General features: G+C 37.4%; 22 protein-coding genes and 1 pseudogene. 14 read left to right on the top strand and 9 right to left on the bottom strand.

Features of this window, described 5'->3' with window-relative positions; translation table 11 throughout:
* Positions 1-7: 7 nt before the first annotated feature.
* The 3 genes from ACTWJ7_RS35385 (at position 8) to ACTWJ7_RS35375 (ending at position 3,200) form a co-directional block, all read left to right on the top strand.
* The gene (locus ACTWJ7_RS35385; RefSeq protein WP_443146606.1) at positions 8-1,459 is read left to right on the top strand and encodes a hypothetical protein; all 1,452 of its coding nucleotides are present in this window, start codon (positions 8-10) and stop codon (positions 1,457-1,459) included.
* A 519-nt stretch (positions 1,460-1,978) separates the two neighbouring features.
* Positions 1,979-2,143 carry a hypothetical protein gene (locus ACTWJ7_RS35380; protein ID WP_161634271.1) on the top strand — a complete coding sequence of 55 codons (165 nt, stop codon included), beginning with the start codon at positions 1,979-1,981 and terminating at the stop codon, positions 2,141-2,143.
* Positions 2,144-2,549: 406 nt separating this feature from the next.
* Positions 2,550-3,200 carry a hypothetical protein gene (locus tag ACTWJ7_RS35375; RefSeq protein ID WP_443146605.1) on the top strand — a complete coding sequence of 217 codons (651 nt, stop codon included), beginning with the start codon at positions 2,550-2,552 and terminating at the stop codon, positions 3,198-3,200.
* Positions 3,201-3,433: 233 nt separating this feature from the next.
* Here ACTWJ7_RS35375 and ACTWJ7_RS35370 read toward each other — a convergent pair whose 3' ends face one another.
* Positions 3,434-3,775 carry a helix-turn-helix domain-containing protein gene (locus tag ACTWJ7_RS35370; RefSeq protein ID WP_024634207.1) on the bottom strand — a complete coding sequence of 114 codons (342 nt, stop codon included), beginning with the start codon at positions 3,773-3,775 and terminating at the stop codon, positions 3,434-3,436.
* A gap of 129 nt (positions 3,776-3,904) precedes the next feature.
* Between ACTWJ7_RS35370 and ACTWJ7_RS35365 the strand changes: the two genes are divergently transcribed.
* Positions 3,905-4,231, top strand: coding sequence for a hypothetical protein (locus ACTWJ7_RS35365; RefSeq protein ID WP_024634208.1), 327 nt, complete (start codon positions 3,905-3,907; stop codon positions 4,229-4,231).
* Positions 4,232-4,293: 62 nt separating this feature from the next.
* Here the strand turns inward: ACTWJ7_RS35365 and ACTWJ7_RS35360 are convergent, their stop codons facing one another.
* Together ACTWJ7_RS35360 and ACTWJ7_RS35355 are read right to left on the bottom strand one after the other, a co-directional pair.
* A complete protein-coding gene (locus ACTWJ7_RS35360; protein ID WP_024634209.1) occupies positions 4,294-5,331 on the bottom strand; it encodes a tyrosine-type recombinase/integrase in 1,038 nt (345 codons plus the stop codon).
* A gap of 66 nt (positions 5,332-5,397) precedes the next feature.
* Positions 5,398-5,652 (bottom strand): helix-turn-helix domain-containing protein, encoded by a 255-nt coding sequence (locus ACTWJ7_RS35355; RefSeq protein WP_024634210.1) that lies wholly within the window; start codon positions 5,650-5,652, stop codon positions 5,398-5,400.
* 132 nt (positions 5,653-5,784) lie between these two features.
* Between ACTWJ7_RS35355 and ACTWJ7_RS35350 the strand changes: the two genes are divergently transcribed.
* Genes ACTWJ7_RS35350 through ACTWJ7_RS35330 form a run of 5 tightly spaced genes read left to right on the top strand, consistent with a single transcriptional unit; the run spans position 5,785 to position 10,928 of the window.
* The gene (locus tag ACTWJ7_RS35350; RefSeq protein WP_024634211.1) at positions 5,785-6,459 is read left to right on the top strand and encodes a TnsA endonuclease N-terminal domain-containing protein; all 675 of its coding nucleotides are present in this window, start codon (positions 5,785-5,787) and stop codon (positions 6,457-6,459) included.
* Positions 6,456-8,435 carry a hypothetical protein gene (locus ACTWJ7_RS35345; protein ID WP_024634212.1) on the top strand — a complete coding sequence of 660 codons (1,980 nt, stop codon included), beginning with the start codon at positions 6,456-6,458 and terminating at the stop codon, positions 8,433-8,435. The genes ACTWJ7_RS35350 and ACTWJ7_RS35345 overlap by 4 nt, the downstream gene beginning before the upstream one ends.
* Before the next feature lie 22 nt (positions 8,436-8,457).
* Positions 8,458-9,438: an ATP-binding protein gene (locus ACTWJ7_RS35340; RefSeq protein ID WP_024634213.1), complete on the top strand. Its 981-nt coding sequence runs from the start codon at positions 8,458-8,460 to the stop codon at positions 9,436-9,438.
* Between the two features lie 3 nt (positions 9,439-9,441).
* Complete coding sequence (locus ACTWJ7_RS35335; protein ID WP_443146604.1) at positions 9,442-10,197, top strand: hypothetical protein; 756 nt, start codon at positions 9,442-9,444, stop codon at positions 10,195-10,197.
* Positions 10,191-10,928 carry a hypothetical protein gene (locus tag ACTWJ7_RS35330; RefSeq protein ID WP_443146603.1) on the top strand — a complete coding sequence of 246 codons (738 nt, stop codon included), beginning with the start codon at positions 10,191-10,193 and terminating at the stop codon, positions 10,926-10,928. Before ACTWJ7_RS35335 ends, ACTWJ7_RS35330 begins: the two co-directional genes overlap by 7 nt.
* Before the next feature lie 791 nt (positions 10,929-11,719).
* Here the strand turns inward: ACTWJ7_RS35330 and ACTWJ7_RS35325 are convergent.
* The 3 genes and pseudogenes from ACTWJ7_RS35325 to ACTWJ7_RS35315 all read right to left on the bottom strand — a co-directional run bounded on the left by ACTWJ7_RS35325 (position 11,720) and on the right by ACTWJ7_RS35315 (position 13,107).
* Positions 11,720-12,172, bottom strand: a complete 453-nt coding sequence (locus tag ACTWJ7_RS35325; protein WP_024634215.1) for a hypothetical protein — start codon at positions 12,170-12,172, stop codon at positions 11,720-11,722.
* A 36-nt stretch (positions 12,173-12,208) separates the two neighbouring features.
* Positions 12,209-12,655, bottom strand: a complete 447-nt coding sequence (locus ACTWJ7_RS35320; RefSeq protein ID WP_024634216.1) for a hypothetical protein — start codon at positions 12,653-12,655, stop codon at positions 12,209-12,211.
* 28 nt (positions 12,656-12,683) lie between these two features.
* A pseudogene (locus ACTWJ7_RS35315) lies at positions 12,684-13,107 on the bottom strand (hypothetical protein).
* Positions 13,108-13,391: 284 nt separating this feature from the next.
* Here ACTWJ7_RS35315 and ACTWJ7_RS35310 point away from each other — a divergent pair.
* Both ACTWJ7_RS35310 and ACTWJ7_RS35305 read left to right on the top strand, forming a co-directional pair.
* Positions 13,392-13,517, top strand: coding sequence for a YjcZ family sporulation protein (locus ACTWJ7_RS35310; RefSeq protein ID WP_236642278.1), 126 nt, complete (start codon positions 13,392-13,394; stop codon positions 13,515-13,517).
* 1,303 nt (positions 13,518-14,820) lie between these two features.
* Positions 14,821-15,045 (top strand): hypothetical protein, encoded by a 225-nt coding sequence (locus ACTWJ7_RS35305; protein WP_152532794.1) that lies wholly within the window; start codon positions 14,821-14,823, stop codon positions 15,043-15,045.
* A gap of 876 nt (positions 15,046-15,921) precedes the next feature.
* Here the strand turns inward: ACTWJ7_RS35305 and ACTWJ7_RS35300 are convergent.
* Positions 15,922-16,980: a flavin-containing monooxygenase gene (locus ACTWJ7_RS35300; protein WP_024634450.1), complete on the bottom strand. Its 1,059-nt coding sequence runs from the start codon at positions 16,978-16,980 to the stop codon at positions 15,922-15,924.
* Between the two features lie 118 nt (positions 16,981-17,098).
* Between ACTWJ7_RS35300 and ACTWJ7_RS35295 the strand changes: the two genes are divergently transcribed.
* Positions 17,099-17,467, top strand: coding sequence for an ArsR/SmtB family transcription factor (locus ACTWJ7_RS35295; protein WP_024634449.1), 369 nt, complete (start codon positions 17,099-17,101; stop codon positions 17,465-17,467).
* Positions 17,454-19,583: a heavy metal translocating P-type ATPase gene (locus ACTWJ7_RS35290; RefSeq protein ID WP_175393892.1), complete on the top strand. Its 2,130-nt coding sequence runs from the start codon at positions 17,454-17,456 to the stop codon at positions 19,581-19,583. The genes ACTWJ7_RS35295 and ACTWJ7_RS35290 overlap by 14 nt, the downstream gene beginning before the upstream one ends.
* Positions 19,584-19,874: 291 nt before the next feature.
* On the opposite strand, the gene ACTWJ7_RS35285 is transcribed toward ACTWJ7_RS35290, so the two are convergent.
* Complete coding sequence (locus ACTWJ7_RS35285) at positions 19,875-20,729, bottom strand: cupredoxin domain-containing protein (protein WP_175393891.1); 855 nt, start codon at positions 20,727-20,729, stop codon at positions 19,875-19,877.
* A 333-nt stretch (positions 20,730-21,062) separates the two neighbouring features.
* The gene (locus tag ACTWJ7_RS35280; RefSeq protein ID WP_175393890.1) at positions 21,063-21,320 is read right to left on the bottom strand and encodes a GNAT family N-acetyltransferase; all 258 of its coding nucleotides are present in this window, start codon (positions 21,318-21,320) and stop codon (positions 21,063-21,065) included.
* Between the two features lie 152 nt (positions 21,321-21,472).
* Between ACTWJ7_RS35280 and ACTWJ7_RS35275 the strand changes: the two genes are divergently transcribed.
* On the top strand, positions 21,473-21,901 hold the full coding sequence (locus ACTWJ7_RS35275; protein ID WP_029881704.1) for a MarR family winged helix-turn-helix transcriptional regulator: 429 nt from the start codon (positions 21,473-21,475) through the stop codon (positions 21,899-21,901).
* Positions 21,902-21,924 lie beyond the last annotated feature (23 nt).

Here is a 21,924-nt window from a genome sequence, read left to right as displayed (position 1 = left end):
TTTTCTCATGAAGTTGTCTGGCTTTATAAACACAGAGTTATTTGTAATTAAAAACAAGGGAACTAAGGAAACTCAAAGGTTCAGCTACCGTAGTTTTAACGATTATATTCTTATTAATGAGGTTGAGATCATTTCAAAGAACTCACCAATTCAATCTAAAAATAACAACCAAACCGCAGAGGAATCTATTTTTAAGCTTATCATCTCAAATAAAGATGATTCTGTAACACGAAATACAGTAAAGACTGACAACCAAAATGGTTTTTTTAATGCTCAAATAGATATTATTAATAAACTAATTTTGGATATAGAAGCGGAAATTAAATTATTAGAATTGCCACAGAGTGACCAGAATTTATCTAAAGATATTGAACAATTGTTATTAAAACGGAGTGGATTAAGTTCGGAAATCGAAACATTAACAGAAAAACGTAAGATCTTCTGGGAGAATATTCAAAGTAATGAGTCTAGGCTACTCTCTACTAATCAATTAATCAAGAGATTTTATCTCCTGAAAGAACAATATGAGACTGACATTAAAAGGTTATCATTCTTGATTGAAGGGGATCATTACTTTTCGATGTTAGACTTTGAACGGTGTCCTCATTGTAATCAACTAGTTACAAATACAGAAGATTGCGACCACGTAGAAATTAAACAAAGGAAGGACTCATATACGAAAGAACTTCTTAAAATAAATAGTCATCTTAAAGACCTTAATGATGCACTTGAGTCTATGGAAGGTGAAAAAGCTTTACTGTTAGAATCAACCTTAGATGTTAATCTAAAGTATGAAGAAATAAGTATTAAACTCGATGAGCAACTCTCTCCAAAGATACTATTTATTCAAGAGGAATTGACAGCATTTCTAAAAAAGCAAAAAAACATAATTGAATATTCTGGTTTTCGATCATCGATTGAAAAACTGACGAATGAAAGAGAATTAATAGCAAGTAAATTAGTTTTAACAAAAGTAGACGAACAGAATCAAACTGTTGAAATGGACTACACTGGATTAATAGCTGAATTGTGTGTGCATATACAAAGATTTTTGACTGATTGGAACTTTCCGGATTCTTCTACTGTTGATTTTGATCCTAAAAATAAAGATGTTCTTATATCAGGAAAAGCAAGGAGGTTATTTGGAAAAGGATACCGATCTATTAGTTATGGAGCCTTTATTATAGGATTAATGGAATATTGTATTAGTAGCGCTTTGCCTCACCCAGGATTTGTTGTTCTTGATTCCCCTGTAACCTCCTATAAGGAACAAGATGAAAACGAAGATAAGACGCCTGAAGAACTGCAAAACAAATTCTTTGAAGAATTAGCTCAAACAAAACGACAAGTAATTATATTGGAAAATAAAAAACCTCCAATATCTATTTCAAAAAAAATAAATTACATTGAGTTTACAAAAAACAAAGAAGTAGGGAGATATGGTTTCTTTAATGTATAACAGCTTGTATTTCTTTCAATTAACAATTCTTTTAATGTTTGTTATTTGGAAATGTGATGAGTATAAGCTGGTATACACTCACTATCGAGACATGAGATTGAATGAAATTTTCTTGAACCATTAAACCGTTTATCTGAAAATGATCGACGTTTTTTTTGTGAAAAGGGGCTAATTAATAAAACGTTGTTACATTTATGCACAGATAAACATAGAGTTAGAACAGAATACGGTATATAACGACATAGGGTGGATATAATGCAGTTATTACCATTGTTTTCTTCTCCCATATGGGTAAACCGACCTTTGAAGTTGAAAGGTCGGTATTTTTTGTCTTAATGTAACATTCAATTAGTATGGCAGAGTGTCATTTTCACATGAATTATGTTATCCTTTGGGTAAATTGTGTCACTCTTCATATCGGAGGTCAGGAAGAGGTTTCGATTGAAGAGTTTGCTACTTTAGATGAAGAAAATCAAGAACCTATCACCACATTAAATTATCTCTATGAGGGGGATTAAAATGAGTAAAACGAATGAAGAGTTTATTAAACAACAGCAAGTTGGTGACCTCCCGAAAGTGAAACTCCTGGCTCCTTCGTTAGATGGTGGTCCTGATCGCGAAGTTACCGTTGTTTACCAACGAAAAGCAAACTATGGTATACCTTCTTTCCTCAAAGATAAATAAACGATTTACAATGAAAAGCCAGCATTTCAATGCTGGCTTTTCTTTATATAAGGTATTGAATTTATCAAGTCATGTTGATGTTTTCCTCAGTTAATTCATTTTCGAAATAGAAGTCATCTCAACAACATAATTCTTAATTGGATAAAAATAATAGGGTGAATTAGTTTAGTATAGAACTAAACAGTAATGAAAGCACATAATTTCAGAGCTCATTTAGCTTCATAAGTTAGCATATTAAACCATACAAAATGAGAATAATTACAAGGAATATAGATACTTATAGACACATTTATCTATATGATGCAACCAACTTTCTATACTCGCTACTCTTTACTTTGAATAAAATATAAAAAAATAGTCAATACCACTCACTAATTAATCTGCTGAGGCAAAGGAGAATAGATTAGTGAGTATAGAAAAAATCATTCAATTTGTTCAATCATCAAACTATGTGCAAATGCACAGTTCAGGTGCAAAAGTAGGATTGCTGAAGCAAGTCATTGGTGAATATCAGTCATCTCTGGGACTTCAACGACTTGAGTGGACAGAGCATAATGTCGTTGGAAAATTCATCACAACTAAACATTATGACATGAAAAATCTACAATTGTTCGACTTATTAGAAAGTCATGGAGTTCTATCTAAAGTAGTCCGGATTAAATTAAACAAACTAACCGAGACGGATAAACTATTACTTAAAGAATTCTGTATGGCTGGTAACGAATATTTAAGATTTACTCCATTTGAAGGGATTGGTGGCCATAAAGAAGAGGAAATAAGTGTGTATAGAAAGAACATAATCAACAAAAACATGGATAGCCTATTAGACCAATGGAAGCATTATAAAAGGATTTACTCTTGCTTGGTAGAACAATGGGACTCTCTACGAAATATCGCCTGCAAAGAAATGTTGAGTACAAATCAGTACAAAGTAACCTTGCCTGTAGGTAAATTAAGTTTAATTACTCCAGACTTTCACGTTGATACCGATGTTGCACATAAACTAGGGGGAAGGAGCTGCTACAACGAAACGGAAAGATTAATATGGAACAAGTAAGATTATATGCAGCTAAAGGATACTTTTCATTGTCACAAGTGTATGAACTTCTACATGTGCAGAATATCCAAACGAAATATTTGCTTTTAACATTAACGAGTGAGCGTAATATGATGGAGGGACTAGTACAGCAGAATAATAGATACTCTTGGATTAACATAAAAAGTGAAGCAGCCTGGAAGGAATAATGAAACACAAAAAAAGCCGATGTCAGTTACATCGGTTTTTTTGTGTTAACTATCGAAAAATTCAGATAAGAGCAGGTTAACCTTTTTTAAATCAGAAGATTTCATAGGCCAAAGCTTCTCATTGATTTCGTTTAGCAATTTCTCTTTATCATTTTGGCCAGTCTTAACATACTTGCTGTAAAAAAAGAGTTCATGGACGTTAACTTCAAGAGCATCCGCAATTTTTTGAAGGTTTAACAAGGTTATGTTTTTCTCGGCACGTTCAACACCCCCAATATAGGAGAAGTGGAAGCCGGCCATTTCACCTAATTCTTCCTGCGAATATCCTTGTTTTTTTCGTAATTCCCGGACACGTTGCCCCACTAATCTTAATACAGGTTCGTTCATTGCCACACCTCTAATTAAGTCTAAACAATGTGAAACCTTCAATACATTAATGTATATAGATTATTTTTAAAATATGATAAGTTTATATATCAATTTATATGGGCATAAATAATAGGGGAGGTGGAGAGGATGAATGAAACACTCAAAGCAGGTATTGGGATCGCTACGGTAACGGCAGAAGGGATTTTGTTTAACGGAAGACAATATACCAATCGAGAAGTCATAAAAAAGAAGTGGTTTGACGAGGCTAGAGATCAAGGAGAATGGAAGATCCCTATCGTTCATATCAAAGACTATCACGACGCAATTCTGATTATTTCGTTAAAATATCATGAAGTAAGTGTGGCTACTTGGGTAAGCTTGGAAAAGAGAAACGTAAAGGATTTAGATGATTATCACGATCGATTGAACCAACTAAAGCAGCTAAAGAAGAACATCACAAAACAGATTAATTAGTCACACCGAAACAATAAAAAGGTCTTATTCAAAGAGAATAAGACCTTAATAGTAAGTGTAATTCAATCAACTAGACTGGACAGTATAAAATATTTCTCTAGTGATTCAATATTACGCTGAGCCATTTGTTGTTTCATATTACGGACAGTATTCGTTGCTGCGTATTGAACTCCAAATGAATGGGTGAGCTGGCGTACAGTAACTTCTGAGGCACCGAATTTCGAAGCATACTTCTTAACCATAACTTGAATTGCACGCTTTGAGATTCGTTTACCCTGTGTTTCGCCGTTAGGTTTTGCCAAGAATAACGCTCGTTCATCTGTTTGAGGAGTATACGTGCCAGTTCGAACTTTCAAGTAATCGTAAAGATAGGTTTTGGCATTATCGCCAAACATAATTCGGTGTTTCGTTCGTACGCTAGCTTGCTGCCTCGTCACAATAACGCAGTCATCCTGAAGGCTAATATCATCAAGATCCAAATTGACAATATCACTTACTATCACTCCAGACTCTAAGAGGAAGGTAACGATACTGACATCACGAGCTCGATTCTGGTTATGGAACCACTGGGCTTGTACATTATTTTGTTCTATTACGCCTTCCTGCACAAACTTAACAAATGCAGGGATTTCATTGAGACGTAGGATCTTGTTCTGTAACTGACGCGCGACCTCCATATTATTACTAGGCCTTTCCATGATGAAAGTAGCAAAAACATTACGTTTCAGAATAGGTGTTTCGTTACACTCAAATCTCAAATGAAGATAGGTAAACAACGAGCGCAACGAATGAATCTTACGTACTAGGGACGTATATTTCAAATTTCTAGACGATGTCAAGTAATCTGCGAACTCTTGCACATGTTCACGCCTTATATCATTTAACATGTCTAAGGTAATTTCTTTTTCACTAGCAACGAACGGCCACAGATGTGGTGCGATCCAGTCAAAAAAAATACGAAAATCTCGGGTATACTCTAACAAAGAAGAAGGTGATCGATCATGGTCTAGCTTATGTTCAATGAAACATTTTACGGCTAAAGGTAACTCTTCAATGAGCTCCGATAGTATGGTTAAATCTCTGGATTCTTGCACTTTCATAAACACGGACACCTTCCTTAATCTCTTTTCAGAATGTGTGCCCCAAATGCCTCAGTTTGATACATTTTAAGATGAAACCTTGTTTGTTAAAACCTTTTTTTGAAGAGGACTATCGAACAATAATTCGAGTGGAACATCTAACAATTGCAACAATAGATACAAATTATATGCACTTATCATATGCCTTCCCTGCTCAATATTGGCAAGGGAAGAACGAGCAAGATGATAATTCTGACATAACTCTTCTTGCGTTTTCATTTTTAACTTGCGAAGATCCCGAAGTTGCTCACCTAACCACTTATAAAATTCTTCTTCTGACATATAAAATTCTCTCCCTCTATCATTCTATTACTTTTTAGTATGTTCATAGAAAGGCAATTTTTATACATGGATGTGTATAAAATTCTAAATTTTTGTTTATACAGGTAAACAAATCTAAAGGGGTAACTTGCTATGAATAGAAACGAACTCTTAAAGTACCAGCCCATCAAGATTCTACGAAGCAAAAAATATGGAAACAATTATTGGACCCCGCGTGGAAATAAAGTAGGTAAGCGGATCGTGAGCCTATATAGTGATCTGGAATACGATCACTGGGCTATGGTTGATGCGGACCCCGAAGTCATTACATACTGTGAGCAACCACTGGAGATCTCTTATGTATTAAACGGCCGCCTTCGCACATCTATATTTGATATGTGGATTTTAAAAAAAGATGGATCGGAAATTTTTGTTGAAGTCAAATACGAGAAGGAACTGACATCTAAACATCCAAAACACGCGAGAACACAACGGCAAATCGAAGCGCAAAAAGAATGGTGTCGTATCAACAACAAACATTACGTAGTTCGCACAGAAGGCGATATAAGAAAGGGCCGACATTCAGTTGAGAACAGAACATCCTTGTGTATGTCAGTAGTCAATAATAAGAAGCCTCTTTATTTAAACGAAGTAATCGGCATTATTCCTCCTGAAGGGATAATGATTAAAGAAGTTGTGAAAGAGCTCTCTAATCTTTCTATTGAGTCTACACTTTTAAGCTTAAAATGGCTTCTTTATGAGGGGAATATCAAAGCGAACATGGAAGATCAAATTATCGGGTTTGATATGGAGGTTTGGAGATCATGAGCAGATCGCGAATATACGAGCAGAATGGATTAGAACCTGACCAAGCTAATCCTGAACTTTGGCCCTCTGTAGATGAGAATGCTCTCACTGAATCTGCACATACAATGTATGTACAGCGTAAAAACGCAGTAATAATGTATTTCCGGAGAGATGATTTAGACAATATTCACCGCACAACCGGAGTTTCCCCTAGAAACTTGAGAAGATTAATTCAAAGATGTATTCAGTACGATCAAGATGGCGTTGTTCTTGGATTTCGAGGATTGATTCCACAAAAAAATATAAAAAAATATGAGTTGGATTTATTAGGTCAAAAAAGAAATAAAGATCAAAAAACCGGAGAATTCAATCGTTTTATGGATATTCATCCAGATATTAAAGACCTGGTAGAAGATCTTTTCTTAGGAAGAAAAAAGCGTTCATTGGAACCAGTCATGAAGATAAAGCACATACACAAACGATTTATTGATCAGTGCAGGGAAAAGGGGATAACGCTCTCCGATTACCCTTTAAATACAAAATGGATGGGGTATAAGGCTCTACAACGTTACATCAAACAAATAGCTGAGCAAAACTTTAGAAAAGCTGCATCTCGCCATGGTAACGATGCGTTCCAAAAAGCAAACCGAGTAGGGGAAGCGGATCAAAACTCACTATCAAGTCTATTCCCTTATCAGAAAGTTCAGTTTGATGCTCATCGAATTGACGGTTTTTTTACAGTAGATATCGTTACACCAGATGGAGACCCTATGACCCTGACTCTTGAGCGGTTCTGGATTCTTACTATTATCGATGTAAGTACTCGGAACATTTTGGGATATTCAATTTCACTAAGTAGAGAGTATGGGGGAAGTGACGTGATGCACTGCGTTCGTAATGCAGTCATGCCACATAAACGACTTGAATTGACAATCCCAGGCCTGAGTTACCATCCCCCTGGAGGTTTTCCATCAGAAAAGTTTCCGGAGTTAGAGTGGGCAGTATGGGATGTAATGTGTCTAGATAATGCGAAATCCCACTATGCTAAAATGGTGCAAAATCGACTCACGAATCTTATTGGATGTACACCGAACTTTGGTCCCGTAGCACTTCCAATGAGAAGAGGAGTGATTGAGAGATATTTTAGAACCTTAGCAGGAAGCCTGTTTCACCGGTTACCAAATACAACGGGGAGTGGTCCAGATGACCCTAGAAGAAACAATCCTAAAGAAGCAGCACTGCGTCTTAACATCACTTACGAACATTTATTGCAACTCGTGGATGTAATGATTTCAAATTACAATGGTACACCTCATGGCGGGATTTATCAACAAACGCCCCTTGAACTTCTTGAAAAAAGAATACACCAAAGAGGCTTATTACCAAGGCGCCTAGAAGAAGAGAAACGATCGGAGATGTTGTTTATGCAAACCCAAATAAATCGAACCGTAAGAGGCTCTCTAGTGACTGGAAGAAAGCCCTACATTCAATATGAAGGTGTAGAATACCGGAGTGAAAAACTTGCGAATTCTGCTCATCTAATCAAGCAAGAGCTCATTGTACATGTGAATGTTGACGATCTGCGTATCATAAAAGCATTTTTACCTGACGGCAGTGAATTTGGTTATTTAACAGCTAGTGGAAGGTGGTCACTCACTCCACATTCCTTGCAAATGAGACGTGCGATCAATTCATTAGTTCAGCGAAAGCTAATTCATTACACGACTTGGGACGACCCTATCTTCGTGTATACTGACTATTTATTGAGTAAAGAAAATTCCAAGAAATCAACAATAAATAAAATTACTCAAGTAAAAGAGGTAATTAAACAAAAGTTAACAGATGAAGCGGAAGAACAAACAAAAGCATTACAAGAAGCAAAAGCACAAAATGAATTATTAGACAAAGTTCGAGAAGAACAAAGGAATAGGGAAAAGCTTAATGAGATGGATAACTATGAACGCTTATTAAAACAATTCAAGACAAAGACGTATTAAATTAAATAAGGAGAAGATGACATTGGAAAATCACTTAATACCTGTAGGAACACACCCTATTGAAGTAGGGCATTATTTACTCCCAACCAAAGAGGTACTCCGCTTGATGGATAACCTCAAAAAGATTGTACTGAACCGATTACCAGGAATGATTGTCTATGGTCGGCCACGCCTTGGGAAGACAACTGCATTAAAATTTGCTTTGGAGAATCTGCCACATTTTATGAATGCGCCCATACCAATCTTTATAGCCAACAGTAATTCATACAAGTTTCCAAACGAAGGTAAATTTTATGCAGATCTCCTTCATGACTTTGATTTTCCGTTTATAGCTAGAAGACAAGCTGATGAAATGCGGAACCAAATTGTCAATCTGCTAACAGAAAGAGCAGAATTGTCTCGTTTAAGAAGGGTAATCTTAATTATGGATGAGGCACATCGCCTGACAGAATCACATTATATTTGGTTAATGGACATCCACAATCAACTGGATCGTGCGAAAATCAGCATGACTGTGATTTGCGTTGGTCAAGAAGAATTGCTCACGAGAAGAACATTTTTTCTAGGGCAACGTAAGTCACAAATCATTGGACGTTTTATGACACATGAGCATCGTTTTTTCGGTATCACTTCCTTGGACGATATCAGAGCTATTCTTCGATGCTACGATTCATCAGAAATCTCTGCATATCCAGAAAACAGTGATTGGAGTTTCACCAGATATTTTTTTCCAGAAGGATATGAGAAAGGTCATCGCTTGGAAGATGATGCTACTTTAATATATCAACAATTTCAGAACCTTCGCAGCGAACACGGTGTTCATTCAAAACTTGAGATCCCTATGGAGTACTTTACGTATGCTGTTGAAAACGCCTTGAAGATATATGGGGCTCATGGGGAACAACTTGAATGGATTTCACCTCAAGATTGGTTAGAATCCATTAAGCTTAGCGGCTACATTGAGTCAGAAATTTATATGTCTTTAGCGGGTAGTGGAGATTAATTAATGAATGTCATATGGAGGAAAGAATGGATTAATGAATATGAATCTCCATGGTCTGTATTTGAAAAATTGGCTTTGGTAAACCTTACAGATCGGAACGAGATTCTACAAGTATTTGGTAGTAGTCATGTAAAGAGTATTAAACACCACATTGGAGATAAGCAAAGAGAACTATTACAGTTAAGTGGTTTTAACATCGAAAGACTTCATAAAACAATGGATTTCAACTTGCAAGAGCACATTAATAAAAATATTCAGTCGTTGATAGCTCCATTTACTGAGTTATACAGCTCCTCGGAGCATTGGTTTTATCCAGATTTACATTGGTGTTCGCAGTGTATGGAGGGAGGGTTTCATTCTTGGTTGCATCAGTTCAGGCTTTTCGATGAGTGTGTATTTCATGATGTTAAATTGAATCATGTTTGTCCTTGCTGTGGGTCAACAATACCTTTCTTGTTGTCTAATAGACAGTTAGAACATGCATTTCAATGTAAGTGTGGACATGCTTTGGCTAATTTTCATGTGTCCAGTTGGAACCAATGGAGATCGCCTAATCAAATGAATCCCGATGTCCTTCGTTGGCTTCAAGTAAATCAGGCAAGTCAATCAAATATGCAGTCTAAATGGATCATTCATTCAGAACATTGCAATCTGAAACGATTAGTTAAGGATTCGCCTGAAGAAATAAAAGTATTTCATTCAGCCGAATCCTTACACATGGGGATTACTTCTCTAATCGTTTCCAAAAAGAATTGCTGAAAGTTACTTCCGATGCTGTTCAACGAGTTGTAGAGCGACTGTTTCAGGATATACTCCAAACCCATCAACATTGCATCACTCAATTAATGGAGCTAAGAAAATCGCATGAAGCGATTGAGTTTCCTGAAATTTGTCCCTATGCCTATGCTTATATTTTTTGGAGGAAATCTATTTTAAAGGAGGAACATTTCTATGGCTTTAATTCTTTAAGAACAACCTTGATCTCTGATGCTGAACCACTAATAATCAGGGATCTTCTGGAGTATTTTTCTGATCAGGTCGTCAGTTATCAAATGAAGATTATCCAAAGACTTGATCCGAGAATACTTACCTGGATTCTAGAAAAACTAGTCATGCAGTTCAGTGAAAAATTCTTCTGTGCTTGGTTAGAGATTGCAGGGAAGAGGAGTAAAGAAATTAGCGTACCATCTTGGCAAGAAATTGAGAACATGAGGGATCGGTCTTTTCCCAGTGTTGCTTTTAAATACAATTTTGATGAGAGCAGTTCTTCCAGCAGCATTGAGTATTATCATCTAAATAAAAATGAATCAAAATCGATACTTGATGATTTCGAATGTCCTTATCAGCATGAAAGCGCTAAAGGAGATATTCAGTCGATGATATCGTTCACACCACAAAAAGTTGCAATGCTTATCATGAATAATCCAAGTGATGAGCATAAGATGCTTCAAAAAAAAGTCGAAACATATGTGAAAAAATTGAATTTTTAAAACCGTTAATCGAAAATGATCAACGGTTTTTTTGTGTGTTTAGACACTAAACCCCAGAGGAAAAAAGGAAAAGGGAGAAGTTTACGGAAGTTTACGGTAATCGGTACAAGTTCTTGTCCTTTAACGGTACATGTTCTTGTCCTCCGACAAGAATGACAAAATGTCGCGGGACAAGAACATTGTTCCATTCAAAGTCGCTATTATAGCGGCTTTTTTGTTTTATGGAACCAAGTTGTTGTCCCAAGCTGAGGACAACAACTTGGTTCCATTGCCGAAAAGGACAAGAACATTGTGTCATTTCGGATTAGATAGTTATCTGAAAAATTTTAATTGGAACTATTGTGGCTGATAAAAGCAAGGTAATAAAAAATTCACCGTTTTGAAAACGTGTTTTGTATCTAAAAACCATCTTTTTTCTGGCTAAGGTAAGAGCTTGTTACATTGGAAAGATAAAGTATATGGTACCAATGTTGATTAGGTCATTTATCTGTTTCTTTAAGCTAACGGAAAGGAATGATGAATCGTTCTTCGAACCTTTTATTTGTCATTCAAAGTTAAAATTGCACCAATTCTGTAGAGTTACATATCATATTATTGTAGACATTGTGTCTACTTCTGTTGGAAAAGGTTAGCCAGCCGATTCACTCCCGGCTGGCTTTGTTATTGTAGAGCTTGTACAGCTAACTTGATACAACTGACTCAACATATTAGCTATACGGTGATAGAGTTTATACTATACACTCGAAGGCTAATTAACTGAAAGAACTGCAGCCACCAAGTATATCCGAACCCTAATCGTCTGAATACATCGTTGCATTAAAACTTTCTGGCCCCAAACGCACGTTATTCACACTAAACAAAGGATTATAGGTAAATATTGCGTAAGCTGAATAGATAATTTGTCCACTTCCAGAAGTGGGTACATTGTACTCTGCACCCGTAAAGCTAAATACACATGGACTAAAAAATTCGTTACCAAGTACGATCGTTCCAGCTCGGTAAACCAGCTGCTGAGAGGCTCCTAATCCCCGGTATACTTCGATAACAAGGTTTCCGTTAATAGGCAATTCATTCGCTGTAAGTTCGACTATACCTGAAAAAAGCGTACGGACCGATGCACCCGGGTTATTTACTTGCAATCCTAATTGCGCAAAAAGTAAAGGAACTCCATTTGTAAAACTCGGAGTTAAAATATTTCGTCCATTGGAACCTTGAGAAATACGTGCATCTAACGTTTTGACCATGGTAGTCCTCCTCTCTTATTTAGGAGTGGATTGACCTTAATCGTCACTATATGCAACGGCATTAAAACATTCGGGCCCTACACGTGTAGCTACTTCAGATGGAGATACTGGAACAAACGTTACATAACATGAATAGATCAGTTGGCCAGATGGGGGAGCTGGAACGTTATAATCGGATCCTTCAAAACTCGCTAAGATACTTCCTTCCGAAGGGAAAACGGGTTGTTGAACGACATAGACTGGTGTTCCTGAATTTGAAGCAGATCTATATATTTCAAAGCGGACTGCAGAAGGAATAGAAGACAAATTGGCAACTGAAATGCGATACGTGCCGTTAAATTGTGTTCGAATGAGTGGTCCTGGACTAAAAATATTAAGTCCGAGGATCCCCACAAGAGTCGGCACATTGGGTGCTAGTGGAGCATTTAATGGAGTAACACCGTTGGATCCGAGAGAAGTACGAGCATCTAGCGTACGTACCATGGCGATTCCTCCTATCTATACACTTTTATTAATCGGATACAATAAATCCATCAAAGTTTTCCGGTCCTACACGCACGGTGCCTAGTAGGTTGGAGCTGATAAATGCAGTGTACGTCAATTGGGGGAGGATAGGTGGATTAAAATCGTTACCCGAAAACGTAATGACCTGTGGCGCTAAGACGCTTAGCGCAAATGTAGCCGTGGCAGAATATACTGCAGGGTCTGTTGCCTGGGTTCCTCGTATGACTCGAATCGTAATTCCAGCAAGGGCTAGCGGAAGTGTAACGGAAACCGTTCCTTTAAATTGAACACGTGGGTTTGTCCCAGCACCGGCTGTCAGTAGTCCAATTTGTCCGAATAACTGAGGAGTGTTAATTAATAGAATGGGGTACAGAAATAGAGTTAGCTAAACTTGCATTTTGTGATGTTCGAGCATCCAAAAAAGTGGTCATGAAATACTCACCTCCTTACAACTTAGATATGGCATAATATATGTAATACCCGGTAAATTGCATGGATGAAGTGGCTATCAAAATAAAAAAGGCTATTATCAATTAGATAACAATAAAAGTGTTTGATTGCATGGTTGGTTTTAAGACTAATAGGTATAACATATTTCATAAACTGAACGGAGAAGACGTTCTCTGTTTGTGGTAATGCCCTTTTTTTGTAGAGCCTTAACAAAAAAGATGTATCTGAATAATCTATCTCATATCACAAAGAGGGGGATGGGAGCATGAGTGAATATGGAAATGGTAATGTAGGAGGAGTAAGTGGAGGTTATAGTAGTTTTACGTCCATCGGTGCAATACTCGTACTCTTTATATTATTGGTCATTATTTCTAAGGCTTTCTTAGTTTAAACAATACCTGGATAATACCAACAAAGCAGCTGATCCATATGATCAGCTGCTTTGTTCAACTAAGACAGATATATTTAGAAGGGTTAACAATGGTCTTTAAGAAGCTCATTGAGAAATTATTGCCAGATATCTAAACTGCATCATGACCATGATAAGTCAAAGTTTTAGACAAATTTAACACGCTTGATTGTCCACAATGGAATTTCAATTTTACTTTCTGTGGTATCTATAGTGATGATATTAGGTTTAGAAGTCTTGATGCATTTTCCAGTATAAAACTCACCACTAATAAGATGTACAATTATGCATCCAGATGATTCATCTGTATCGAAAAAATTAAAGTTATTCATCCAAAACTCCCCTTAGGGATATTCAGGATAAAACTAGTATCCCAAATATGTCTTTACCCTTAAAATAGATGTTGAATCATCGTTTAGTAATACTACAGAATTTATATAAGGGTGATAATGTCGAGGGACAAGTACATGGTCCCATTGAAGTCGCTATTTTAGCGGCTATTTTATTTATCGGTACAAGTTCTTGTCCCGAGCCATGGACAAGAACTTGTACCGATTGCCGAAATGGACAAGAACATAGTCCGATTGCCGATTAGATGGATATCTAAATATCGATCACATGCACTTAAAGCTTCATTAAGTATCATAAAACATGAACATGTTCACATTGTTATGTGACAACTGACAAGGTGAGAGGTTAAAGACGGTTGCTCGGTATTAATAAGGCGACTTATCTGACTGAAAATAGCTGCTGAGGACAAGAACTTGTACCGATTACCGTGTTGGACAAGAACATGTTCCTATTGCCGATTAGGCGTGTATCTAATCGTCATCTTGCCTTCAATTCATTAAACTAAGGCAGGATAGTTCGTTTTAGTCATGAAGAACCGTATCCATAAATAGCGTGGGAAATTTTAGTGTGGACTAAAAAAATCAGATGATAAGAAAAGCTTACCCACCACTGCACTTACCTGTTGGTACAAGGTTCAATCGCGTAAGTACTATTGACGTAAACACTCTTTGTAAGATGTGAAGTACTGATATCCTATCTGTGCGAACTCGTTATAAAGGGTGTTATTTTCATTTTGCAGAAGGTTTATAATTAATCTAACACCAATAAGCAAGAAATTTTGAAGGAATTGAAATGGCCGATGTATGTAAAAAAATCATTTTATAGGAATAAATGAAGAATAAACATTTGAGAAAATATCCTTTTCCAGAAATGTTTTTCAATTATGTAACGTCTTTTAAGGTAATACAATTAAATTTGGAAGTGGGTTCTAAAGATGCGAAAAACAAGTGTTTTATTTTTGCTTGTTGTGTTTATGCTGGTAAGTGTCGCTTGTAATACAACGAGTGAAAAAATTGAGGGGAGTTCTGGTACCGAAAGAGCAATTCAAGGGAAAATCATAATTAATAAATTACCGATACGCACAACAATTCAGGAATACAAGCTTCATACTCAAAAGGATGTAATCCTTGAAGTTGAAGATTCTTCGAACACCACATAGTTTACTGATGCGATTAAGGATTCAAAAAATAAGCGGAATAGCTAATGTAGCTTCTCCAAATTATGAAGTGACCATTCAGAACGATGGTAATGAAATTTCGTGTTATTTATGGATCAATATTAACGACAAAACGAAGAAAAGTAATGCGATGTACATGAATAAAGATGATACGGACACTGGGTACAAAATATCAGTTGAAAAAACGGAGTCACTTATTAAATTAATTAATGAGATCGATAGGGGATGAAAACAGTAAACAACGATGCTGACAAAGGTACAAGTTCTTGTCCCATTCAAAGTCGCTATTATAGCGGCTTTTTTGTTTTATTTTTTTTATTATGAAATCTGAGACCGGGTTGTCGAGGAACAATAACTTGTACCGATCGCCGGAATGGACAAGAACATAGTCCTATTACCGATTAGGTGAATATCTAAAGTGGAAGTGGTGGGTCTCTTTTGAGTGACTAAAACGCTGAAGGCTGGATTATGATCAAAAGACCAGCTTCAATACTCGGAAGTATATCAACTGGAACTTTAATCCCATTTGAAATGGATATAACAAGCTCGTCAATAAGCACTTTAGCAAAGAAATGTAGAGGATGGCGAATGTGCTTTTGTATCAAAGAGTGAAAATATTATCTAGATCGTACTTTGTCCTGACTTGTACTTGTAGAGGGACAAGAACTTGAACCGATTACTGTATTGGACAAGAACATGGTCTTATTACCGATTAGGAATATAACTAATCGGTCTTTTCTTCGTTAAATCATTAAGCTAACGAAGGGTAGTTGAATGTCCGTAAAGGTATAAAAAAAGGATCGTAGCTTTTCTGCACCGATCCCTATTTTCAACCGTTAGTGAAAACAGAAGCATTTTCTAATTAAAAGTTGCATTTAGATGGCTTACAATTTTTTGAGCATCATATTTTACCCAACCCAATAAGGCTGAACCCCTAGAACTTTGCCAAGGTAGCCCGACAAAATACAATCCAGCAACCTGGGAAACACCTTCAGTATGTTGAATTTGGCCATGCAAATTAAATGCGTCATGTATATCAATCCATTGGTCATCTCGCCTGAATCCAGTAGCCCAAATTATATTATTCACCTTGATCTGAGTCCCATCCTCAAATGTAATATAGTTGCCACTAGCGTTCAGTGCCCGAGGAGCAACACATACTTCTCCGCTTTTAATTAGTCGTTTCAGATCATATCCATATACTTGCTCAGTCTGGTTTTTTAACCATCTACCAACTGGACTCTGAGTCTTAGCACGGAGAAACCCGAGTTTTTCAAAGTACCAGAAGATGCTTCGATTCATAATGTACAAAGGCTTAAACGCAATCTCCCGTGCTATGGATATGTATATTGAGTTGTTTCTATTTTGATCTTTTGCCAGCTCCACTGCTATTTGAGCACCAGAGTTTCCTCCACCAACAACCACCGTGTTTCCAGGTCTTAACTGTTCCGGATTTAAGTATTCTGAAGAATGCAACTGGATAATTTCATCTGAAAAGGACTTGTAAAAGGGCGGGATATTGGGGACTTGGAAAGGGCCTGTTGCAACGATAATTTTACGCGCCTCCATTATACCACCATTGGATGATTCTACTATGAAGTGTTTATCCTTCTTACGAAGTCGTTTAATTAAACATTTCAACATGATGGGTAACTCCATGTGATTTGCATATGATTCAAGATAACTTGCAATCTCATCTTTACTCGGTAGACCATTTTGATCCCCATTCAACAACATTCCTGGTAATCCATCATACATGCGAGGTGTGAAGAGATGGAGTGATTCGTATCGGCGACGCCAAGAATCGCCTATTGATGGTGCAGAGTCCAAAATCATAAAGTTTAAACCCGTTTGTTTTAAGTAATACCCTGTGGCTAATCCGGCTTGTCCTGCACCAATAACTAACACATCGTACATAGTTATCCTCCTTCAATTGAGTAATCAACTTCAATCAAATTTTCGTTTGATTGAATAATTATAATATGGTAAGGTAACAATAATCAAATACAACTTTGATTGACTGGAGGGTATATTTATGAAGGACAGTTGTGAAATTTACTGTTATGACGAGCCTAAAGTTCGTAAAGTACAAAAGGCATTAGAACAGCAAGATATAAAGGGCATGGCCAAGATGTTTAAAGTTCTGGCCGATGAAACTCGAATGAAGATCGCGTTTGCTTTATGTGAAGAGGACGAGCTTTGTGTTTGTGACGTGGCCAATATTACAGGGTCCTCACTTGCAACTGCATCTCACCATTTGCGATCACTAAAACAGCTTGGAGTAGCTAAATACAGGAAAGAAGGAAAGTTGGCGTTTTATTCACTGGAAGATGAATACATGCGCCAATTAGTTCATTTAGCTTCAACACATAGCAAGGAGTCGATGTTGCATGCAACAACATGAAGAAGAAAACAGTAATAAAGAGGTCTATCGTGTACAAGGGTTCACCTGTACAAACTGTGCCGGTAAATTTGAAAATAACGTAAAAAGACTTCCTGGTGTCACAGACGCACAAGTTAACTTTGGGGCAGCCAAAATAACCGTAATGGGAAATGCAACTGTTGAAGAGCTGGAAAAGGCAGGCGCTTTTGAAAACTTAAAGATAACGCCTGAAAAGCAACGAGTTATAGAAAAGAAAGAGCCATTTTGGAAAGAGAATTGGAACGTGCTTCTCTCACTTGTATTGATGGCGGCAGGTTACTATTTGGCCTCGTACTATGGTGATGAAGCCATGGTTCCTGCATTGGCATTCGGTACCGCCATTATTATTGGCGGGTATGAACTATTTAAAAAAGGGATCAAGAACCTGTTTCAGCTGCAATTCGATATGAACACACTGATGACGGTTGCCATTATCGGTGCAGCTGCTATAGGAGAATGGAGCGAAGGCGCTGTTGTTGTGTTGCTCTTTGCCATTAGCGAAGCGTTAGAACGCTACTCTATGCAGAAAGCACGTCAGTCGATCCGTTCACTTATGGATATTGCTCCCAAGGAAGCGCTAATTCGACGTGGTTCTGCTGAGATGACCATAAGTGTTGATGATATTCAGGTTGGAGATGTAATGATCGTTAAGCCAGGACAAAAATTGGCTATGGATGGAGTTGTAATACAAGGAACGTCAACGCTAAATCAGGCAGCAATCACGGGAGAATCAGTTCCGGTCGCTAAAACTGTGGACGATGAGGTGTTTGCCGGAACACTAAACGAAGAAGGGCTGCTTGAAGTCAGAGTTACCAAGCATGTAGAAGATACGACTATATCTAAAATTATTCATCTCGTGGAAGAGGCTCAGGCTGAACGAGCACCATCTCAAGCTTTTGTCGATCGGTTCGCAAATTACTATACGCCTGCGATTATGGTGTTGGCTTTGGGTATCGCCATTATTCCGCCTTTGCTAGGTGGGGACTGGGGAGACTGGATATATCGTGGGTTGTCCTTGCTTGTAGTAGGGTGTCCTTGTGCACTGGTCATTTCTACCCCGATTTCTATTGTTACTGCAATTGGGAATGCCGCGAAAAACGGTGTATTGATTAAAGGTGGTATCCATCTCGAAGAAGCTGGGCGCATTTCGGCTGTTGCATTTGATAAAACAGGTACCCTTACTAAAGGATTTCCGGAGGTAACGGATATTACTGTATTTGGAGAACATATTGAGAGCGATATGCTTTCCATTGCTGCTGTAATTGAAAAAGGATCACAACATCCACTAGCATCAGCAATTGTGCGCAAAGCGGAACAAATGGGAGCCGACCTCTCCATTTCAGTTGAGCACTTTCAGTCAATCACAGGGAAAGGCGTCAAAGCTTCGGTGGGACAACAGCTATATTATATTGGTAGCCCTAAGCTTTTTGATGAATTGGAAGCTGAGGTATCCAGTCCAATATGTCAACAAATTATCACGCTTCAGACTCAAGGGAAAACGGTAATGGTGCTGGGGACACAACACGAAGTCCTTGCCTTAATTGCGGTTGCCGATGCCGTACGTGATTCGAGTAAGGCTGTAATTAATGAATTGCATTCTATCGGTGTAAAAAAGACGATCATGCTCACTGGTGACAACCAAGCGACAGCTAACGCAATTGGGCAGCAGTTAGGTGTGGCAGAAATTAAAGCGGATCTATTACCTCAGGACAAATTGGATTACATTAAGAAACTCCGCAGTGAATACTCTCATGTAGCGATGGTGGGTGACGGAGTAAATGATGCGCCTGCACTCGCTGCTTCCACTGTGGGTATAGCCATGGGAGGCGCAGGTACGGATACTGCTCTAGAGACTGCTGATATTGCACTGATGGCAGATGATTTAAGAAAATTGCCTTACACAATCCGGTTAAGCAAAAAAACACTGTCTATTATCAAACAAAACGTAGCCTTTTCCTTAGGAATAAAATTGCTAGCGTTAATACTTATCGTTCCCGGATGGCTTACCTTATGGCTTGCGATTCTGGCTGATATGGGGGCAACTTTGATTGTAACCCTGAACAGCTTAAGGCTTTTAAAAATACAAAAACAAAAGTAATACGATCCGACCGCTGAAAGGCGGTTTTTTTGTAACTGCTATACTCCTTACTTACAATTGAATTGAACTACCCTACTTGTTAGGTTGACGAAAAACAGCCGACTAATTAGTCGGCTGTCTACTTGAATTATAATATTGCGTTCTATTGGGTCTACAACAAACTTATGCTTCTAGCATTAATTAAAGCATGAAACTCTTAGAACGGCCAATGTACGAAAAACTAAGGGTTGAGTAACATGAATAAATCTCTAAAGAGATGGTTTTACTGTGCCGACACCAGTCAAAACTCAGTTATACAACTGTAATAGTCCCATAATACATATACATCCCACAATTGAAATGATATGTTCCAGGTTTCAAATCATCTAAAGTAATGTAGTTATCTCCCTTTTCAAGGTAAACATCAATATCTAGATCTGTAGACTCAACACTTTTTATACAAGTATAACCTGTTTTTTTTATGAAATTTATTTTTGTTGGAACACCGGCTTTGACGACAATATTTTCTTGGCTAAAACCATTGGATTTTACATCCACTGAAATAACTTGGTAGTCTGTATTTTCTTGATTTGAACTATGTTCATTACTTTGAGAAGAAACTACAGAGGTTCGATTATCATGATACTGATTAAATAGCAGCAAACCCACTGAAACAGTTCCAAAGGCTACCGTAATTATACCCGCAATAAAAGGTATGCTGATCCCACTACTTTTTGTTTTATTGGTTTTAACTGCATCTAAACTTGTTAATTGAAGAACAACACAAAATATAAGGATAAATACGATATCAATAAACAATGCCATGATATAGGTGAAACCAAGCATAGATCCGAGCATGGCTCCCATCATTCCACCCATGATTCCAGCTAACATGCCATCTAACGATGCCAGTACACTAATAGGCTTTCCTGTAAAGTAACCGATCCCCAAACCGAATAAAATAGCGATGATGGAAGGGACAGCCAAGTCGTGATCAAACACAATACCTAGTTGAAAACCAAGGGCAAGACTAGACATCATTCCGATGCTCATGGCAATCATCATTCCAGGCATACCTTTGACTCTATCCTTACGTCTATAGGTATTCAGCACGACGTATCCGGACAAAACGATAATCATTACTATGCTTAATAATGTAAGTAACATTATAATAAGCCTCCCGATATATAAAATTTTAAATAATCATGTACTACACATTGTAGTGCATTTACAAAAAGAATACAGTTTAAATTCGAAAAATTCAGTGATTGTTCAAAAAAAATCCGGTATTTGCACATAGTTATAGACAAATGTACATTGAAGTTCTCGACTTTTGATAAAAAAAGTAGAGAGAACGGATATACAGTATAGGACTGATAAAAAATAGAGAATACATTTCCATTTATTTTTATAACAAAATTATATAGATATGCTTACCGATATCCTCTAATATCTGTATCAATTGTTTTCCGATCCCTTGCCGCGAGGATCACGATGAATTTAAATGGAGAGGTCACCGACACCGTTATAAGCGCTTCTTGAGCTATATGAATTGATAGAATCCCAACCTACCACTAGACTATTCTGTTCGGCTACAAGTACTGAGTAACGCCCCTGGTGCTTGTTAAACCATTCTGACATGTAAGCTTCATCTTTGATATCTGTTTCTAGCGTGGCAATGCGGTCTTCAATACCTTGGTTATAGATAGTTAAAATCCTTCTCAGAGCGTCTTCGGCAGCTTGCCGCTGAATTATCATGTTGATCAATCCTATATTTTGTTGTGTATATGTTTATATATCACAATGTAATTTGAAATGGGAAGGGGATTGAAAAAAACATTTGCATTTTGCAAATAATAAGGGTATAACTATAACAAGAGGTGAGGTCATTGGAAAACAACGTAAGAGAGATGTTTCAGATCATGACACGACGTTTTGGAATACTGGATAAAAACTGCTGCACCGCAGGAGGGCTGGATATTTCACTTGTTCAAAGTCATATCATTTATGAAATTGATCGTAAGCCTAATCCATCCATTCAGCAGGTGGCAGATGCACTCTCCATTGACATCACGACGTTTAGCCGCCAGGTTCAAAGTCTCGTAAAGTTGGGTTTGGTTCAAAAAACGCCTTTACATGAAGATCGACGGATTTACATCTTATCCTTGACTACACAAGGTAAGTTTGTTGCTACGGTCATTGATGAGCAGATGAATGATTATTTAAAAGAAGTCTTTTCGCATATGTCTGAATTTGAACGGGATATGGTGATTAACGCCGTCAAACTGTTAAATGAAAGTATGGCAAAATCAAGCGTATGCTGTACACCACTGGGATAGTACTTATCCCGTTTATTTTATAA

Source organism: Paenibacillus sp. 1A_MP2 (assembly GCF_052244825.1).
GTDB lineage: Bacteria > Bacillota > Bacilli > Paenibacillales > Paenibacillaceae > Paenibacillus > Paenibacillus vandeheii.
The sequence above is the reverse complement of the archived record's forward strand: the minus strand, read 5'-3'. Positions and strand labels throughout refer to the sequence as shown.

Coding starts and splice junctions, on each gene's coding strand:
- ACTWJ7_RS35280 (WP_175393890.1), bottom strand. CDS start 21,320: ATGATAATTCAGCGGCAAGCTGCCGAAGACGCTCTGAGAAGGATTTTA.
- ACTWJ7_RS35325 (WP_024634215.1), bottom strand. CDS start 12,172: ATGGTCAAAACGTTAGATGCACGTATTTCTCAAGGTTCCAATGGACGA.
- ACTWJ7_RS35320 (WP_024634216.1), bottom strand. CDS start 12,655: ATGGTACGTACGCTAGATGCTCGTACTTCTCTCGGATCCAACGGTGTT.
- ACTWJ7_RS35385 (WP_443146606.1), top strand. CDS start 8: ATGAAGTTGTCTGGCTTTATAAACACAGAGTTATTTGTAATTAAAAAC.
- ACTWJ7_RS35305 (WP_152532794.1), top strand. CDS start 14,821: ATGCGAAAAACAAGTGTTTTATTTTTGCTTGTTGTGTTTATGCTGGTA.
- ACTWJ7_RS35370 (WP_024634207.1), bottom strand. CDS start 3,775: ATGAACGAACCTGTATTAAGATTAGTGGGGCAACGTGTCCGGGAATTA.
- ACTWJ7_RS35365 (WP_024634208.1), top strand. CDS start 3,905: ATGAATGAAACACTCAAAGCAGGTATTGGGATCGCTACGGTAACGGCA.
- ACTWJ7_RS35275 (WP_029881704.1), top strand. CDS start 21,473: ATGTTTCAGATCATGACACGACGTTTTGGAATACTGGATAAAAACTGC.
- ACTWJ7_RS35290 (WP_175393892.1), top strand. CDS start 17,454: ATGCAACAACATGAAGAAGAAAACAGTAATAAAGAGGTCTATCGTGTA.
- ACTWJ7_RS35300 (WP_024634450.1), bottom strand. CDS start 16,980: ATGTACGATGTGTTAGTTATTGGTGCAGGACAAGCCGGATTAGCCACA.
- ACTWJ7_RS35350 (WP_024634211.1), top strand. CDS start 5,785: ATGAATAGAAACGAACTCTTAAAGTACCAGCCCATCAAGATTCTACGA.
- ACTWJ7_RS35295 (WP_024634449.1), top strand. CDS start 17,099: ATGAAGGACAGTTGTGAAATTTACTGTTATGACGAGCCTAAAGTTCGT.
- ACTWJ7_RS35335 (WP_443146604.1), top strand. CDS start 9,442: ATGAATGTCATATGGAGGAAAGAATGGATTAATGAATATGAATCTCCA.
- ACTWJ7_RS35285 (WP_175393891.1), bottom strand. CDS start 20,729: ATGTTACTTACATTATTAAGCATAGTAATGATTATCGTTTTGTCCGGA.
- ACTWJ7_RS35380 (WP_161634271.1), top strand. CDS start 1,979: ATGAGTAAAACGAATGAAGAGTTTATTAAACAACAGCAAGTTGGTGAC.
- ACTWJ7_RS35355 (WP_024634210.1), bottom strand. CDS start 5,652: ATGTCAGAAGAAGAATTTTATAAGTGGTTAGGTGAGCAACTTCGGGAT.
- ACTWJ7_RS35360 (WP_024634209.1), bottom strand. CDS start 5,331: ATGAAAGTGCAAGAATCCAGAGATTTAACCATACTATCGGAGCTCATT.
- ACTWJ7_RS35310 (WP_236642278.1), top strand. CDS start 13,392: ATGAGTGAATATGGAAATGGTAATGTAGGAGGAGTAAGTGGAGGTTAT.
- ACTWJ7_RS35345 (WP_024634212.1), top strand. CDS start 6,456: ATGAGCAGATCGCGAATATACGAGCAGAATGGATTAGAACCTGACCAA.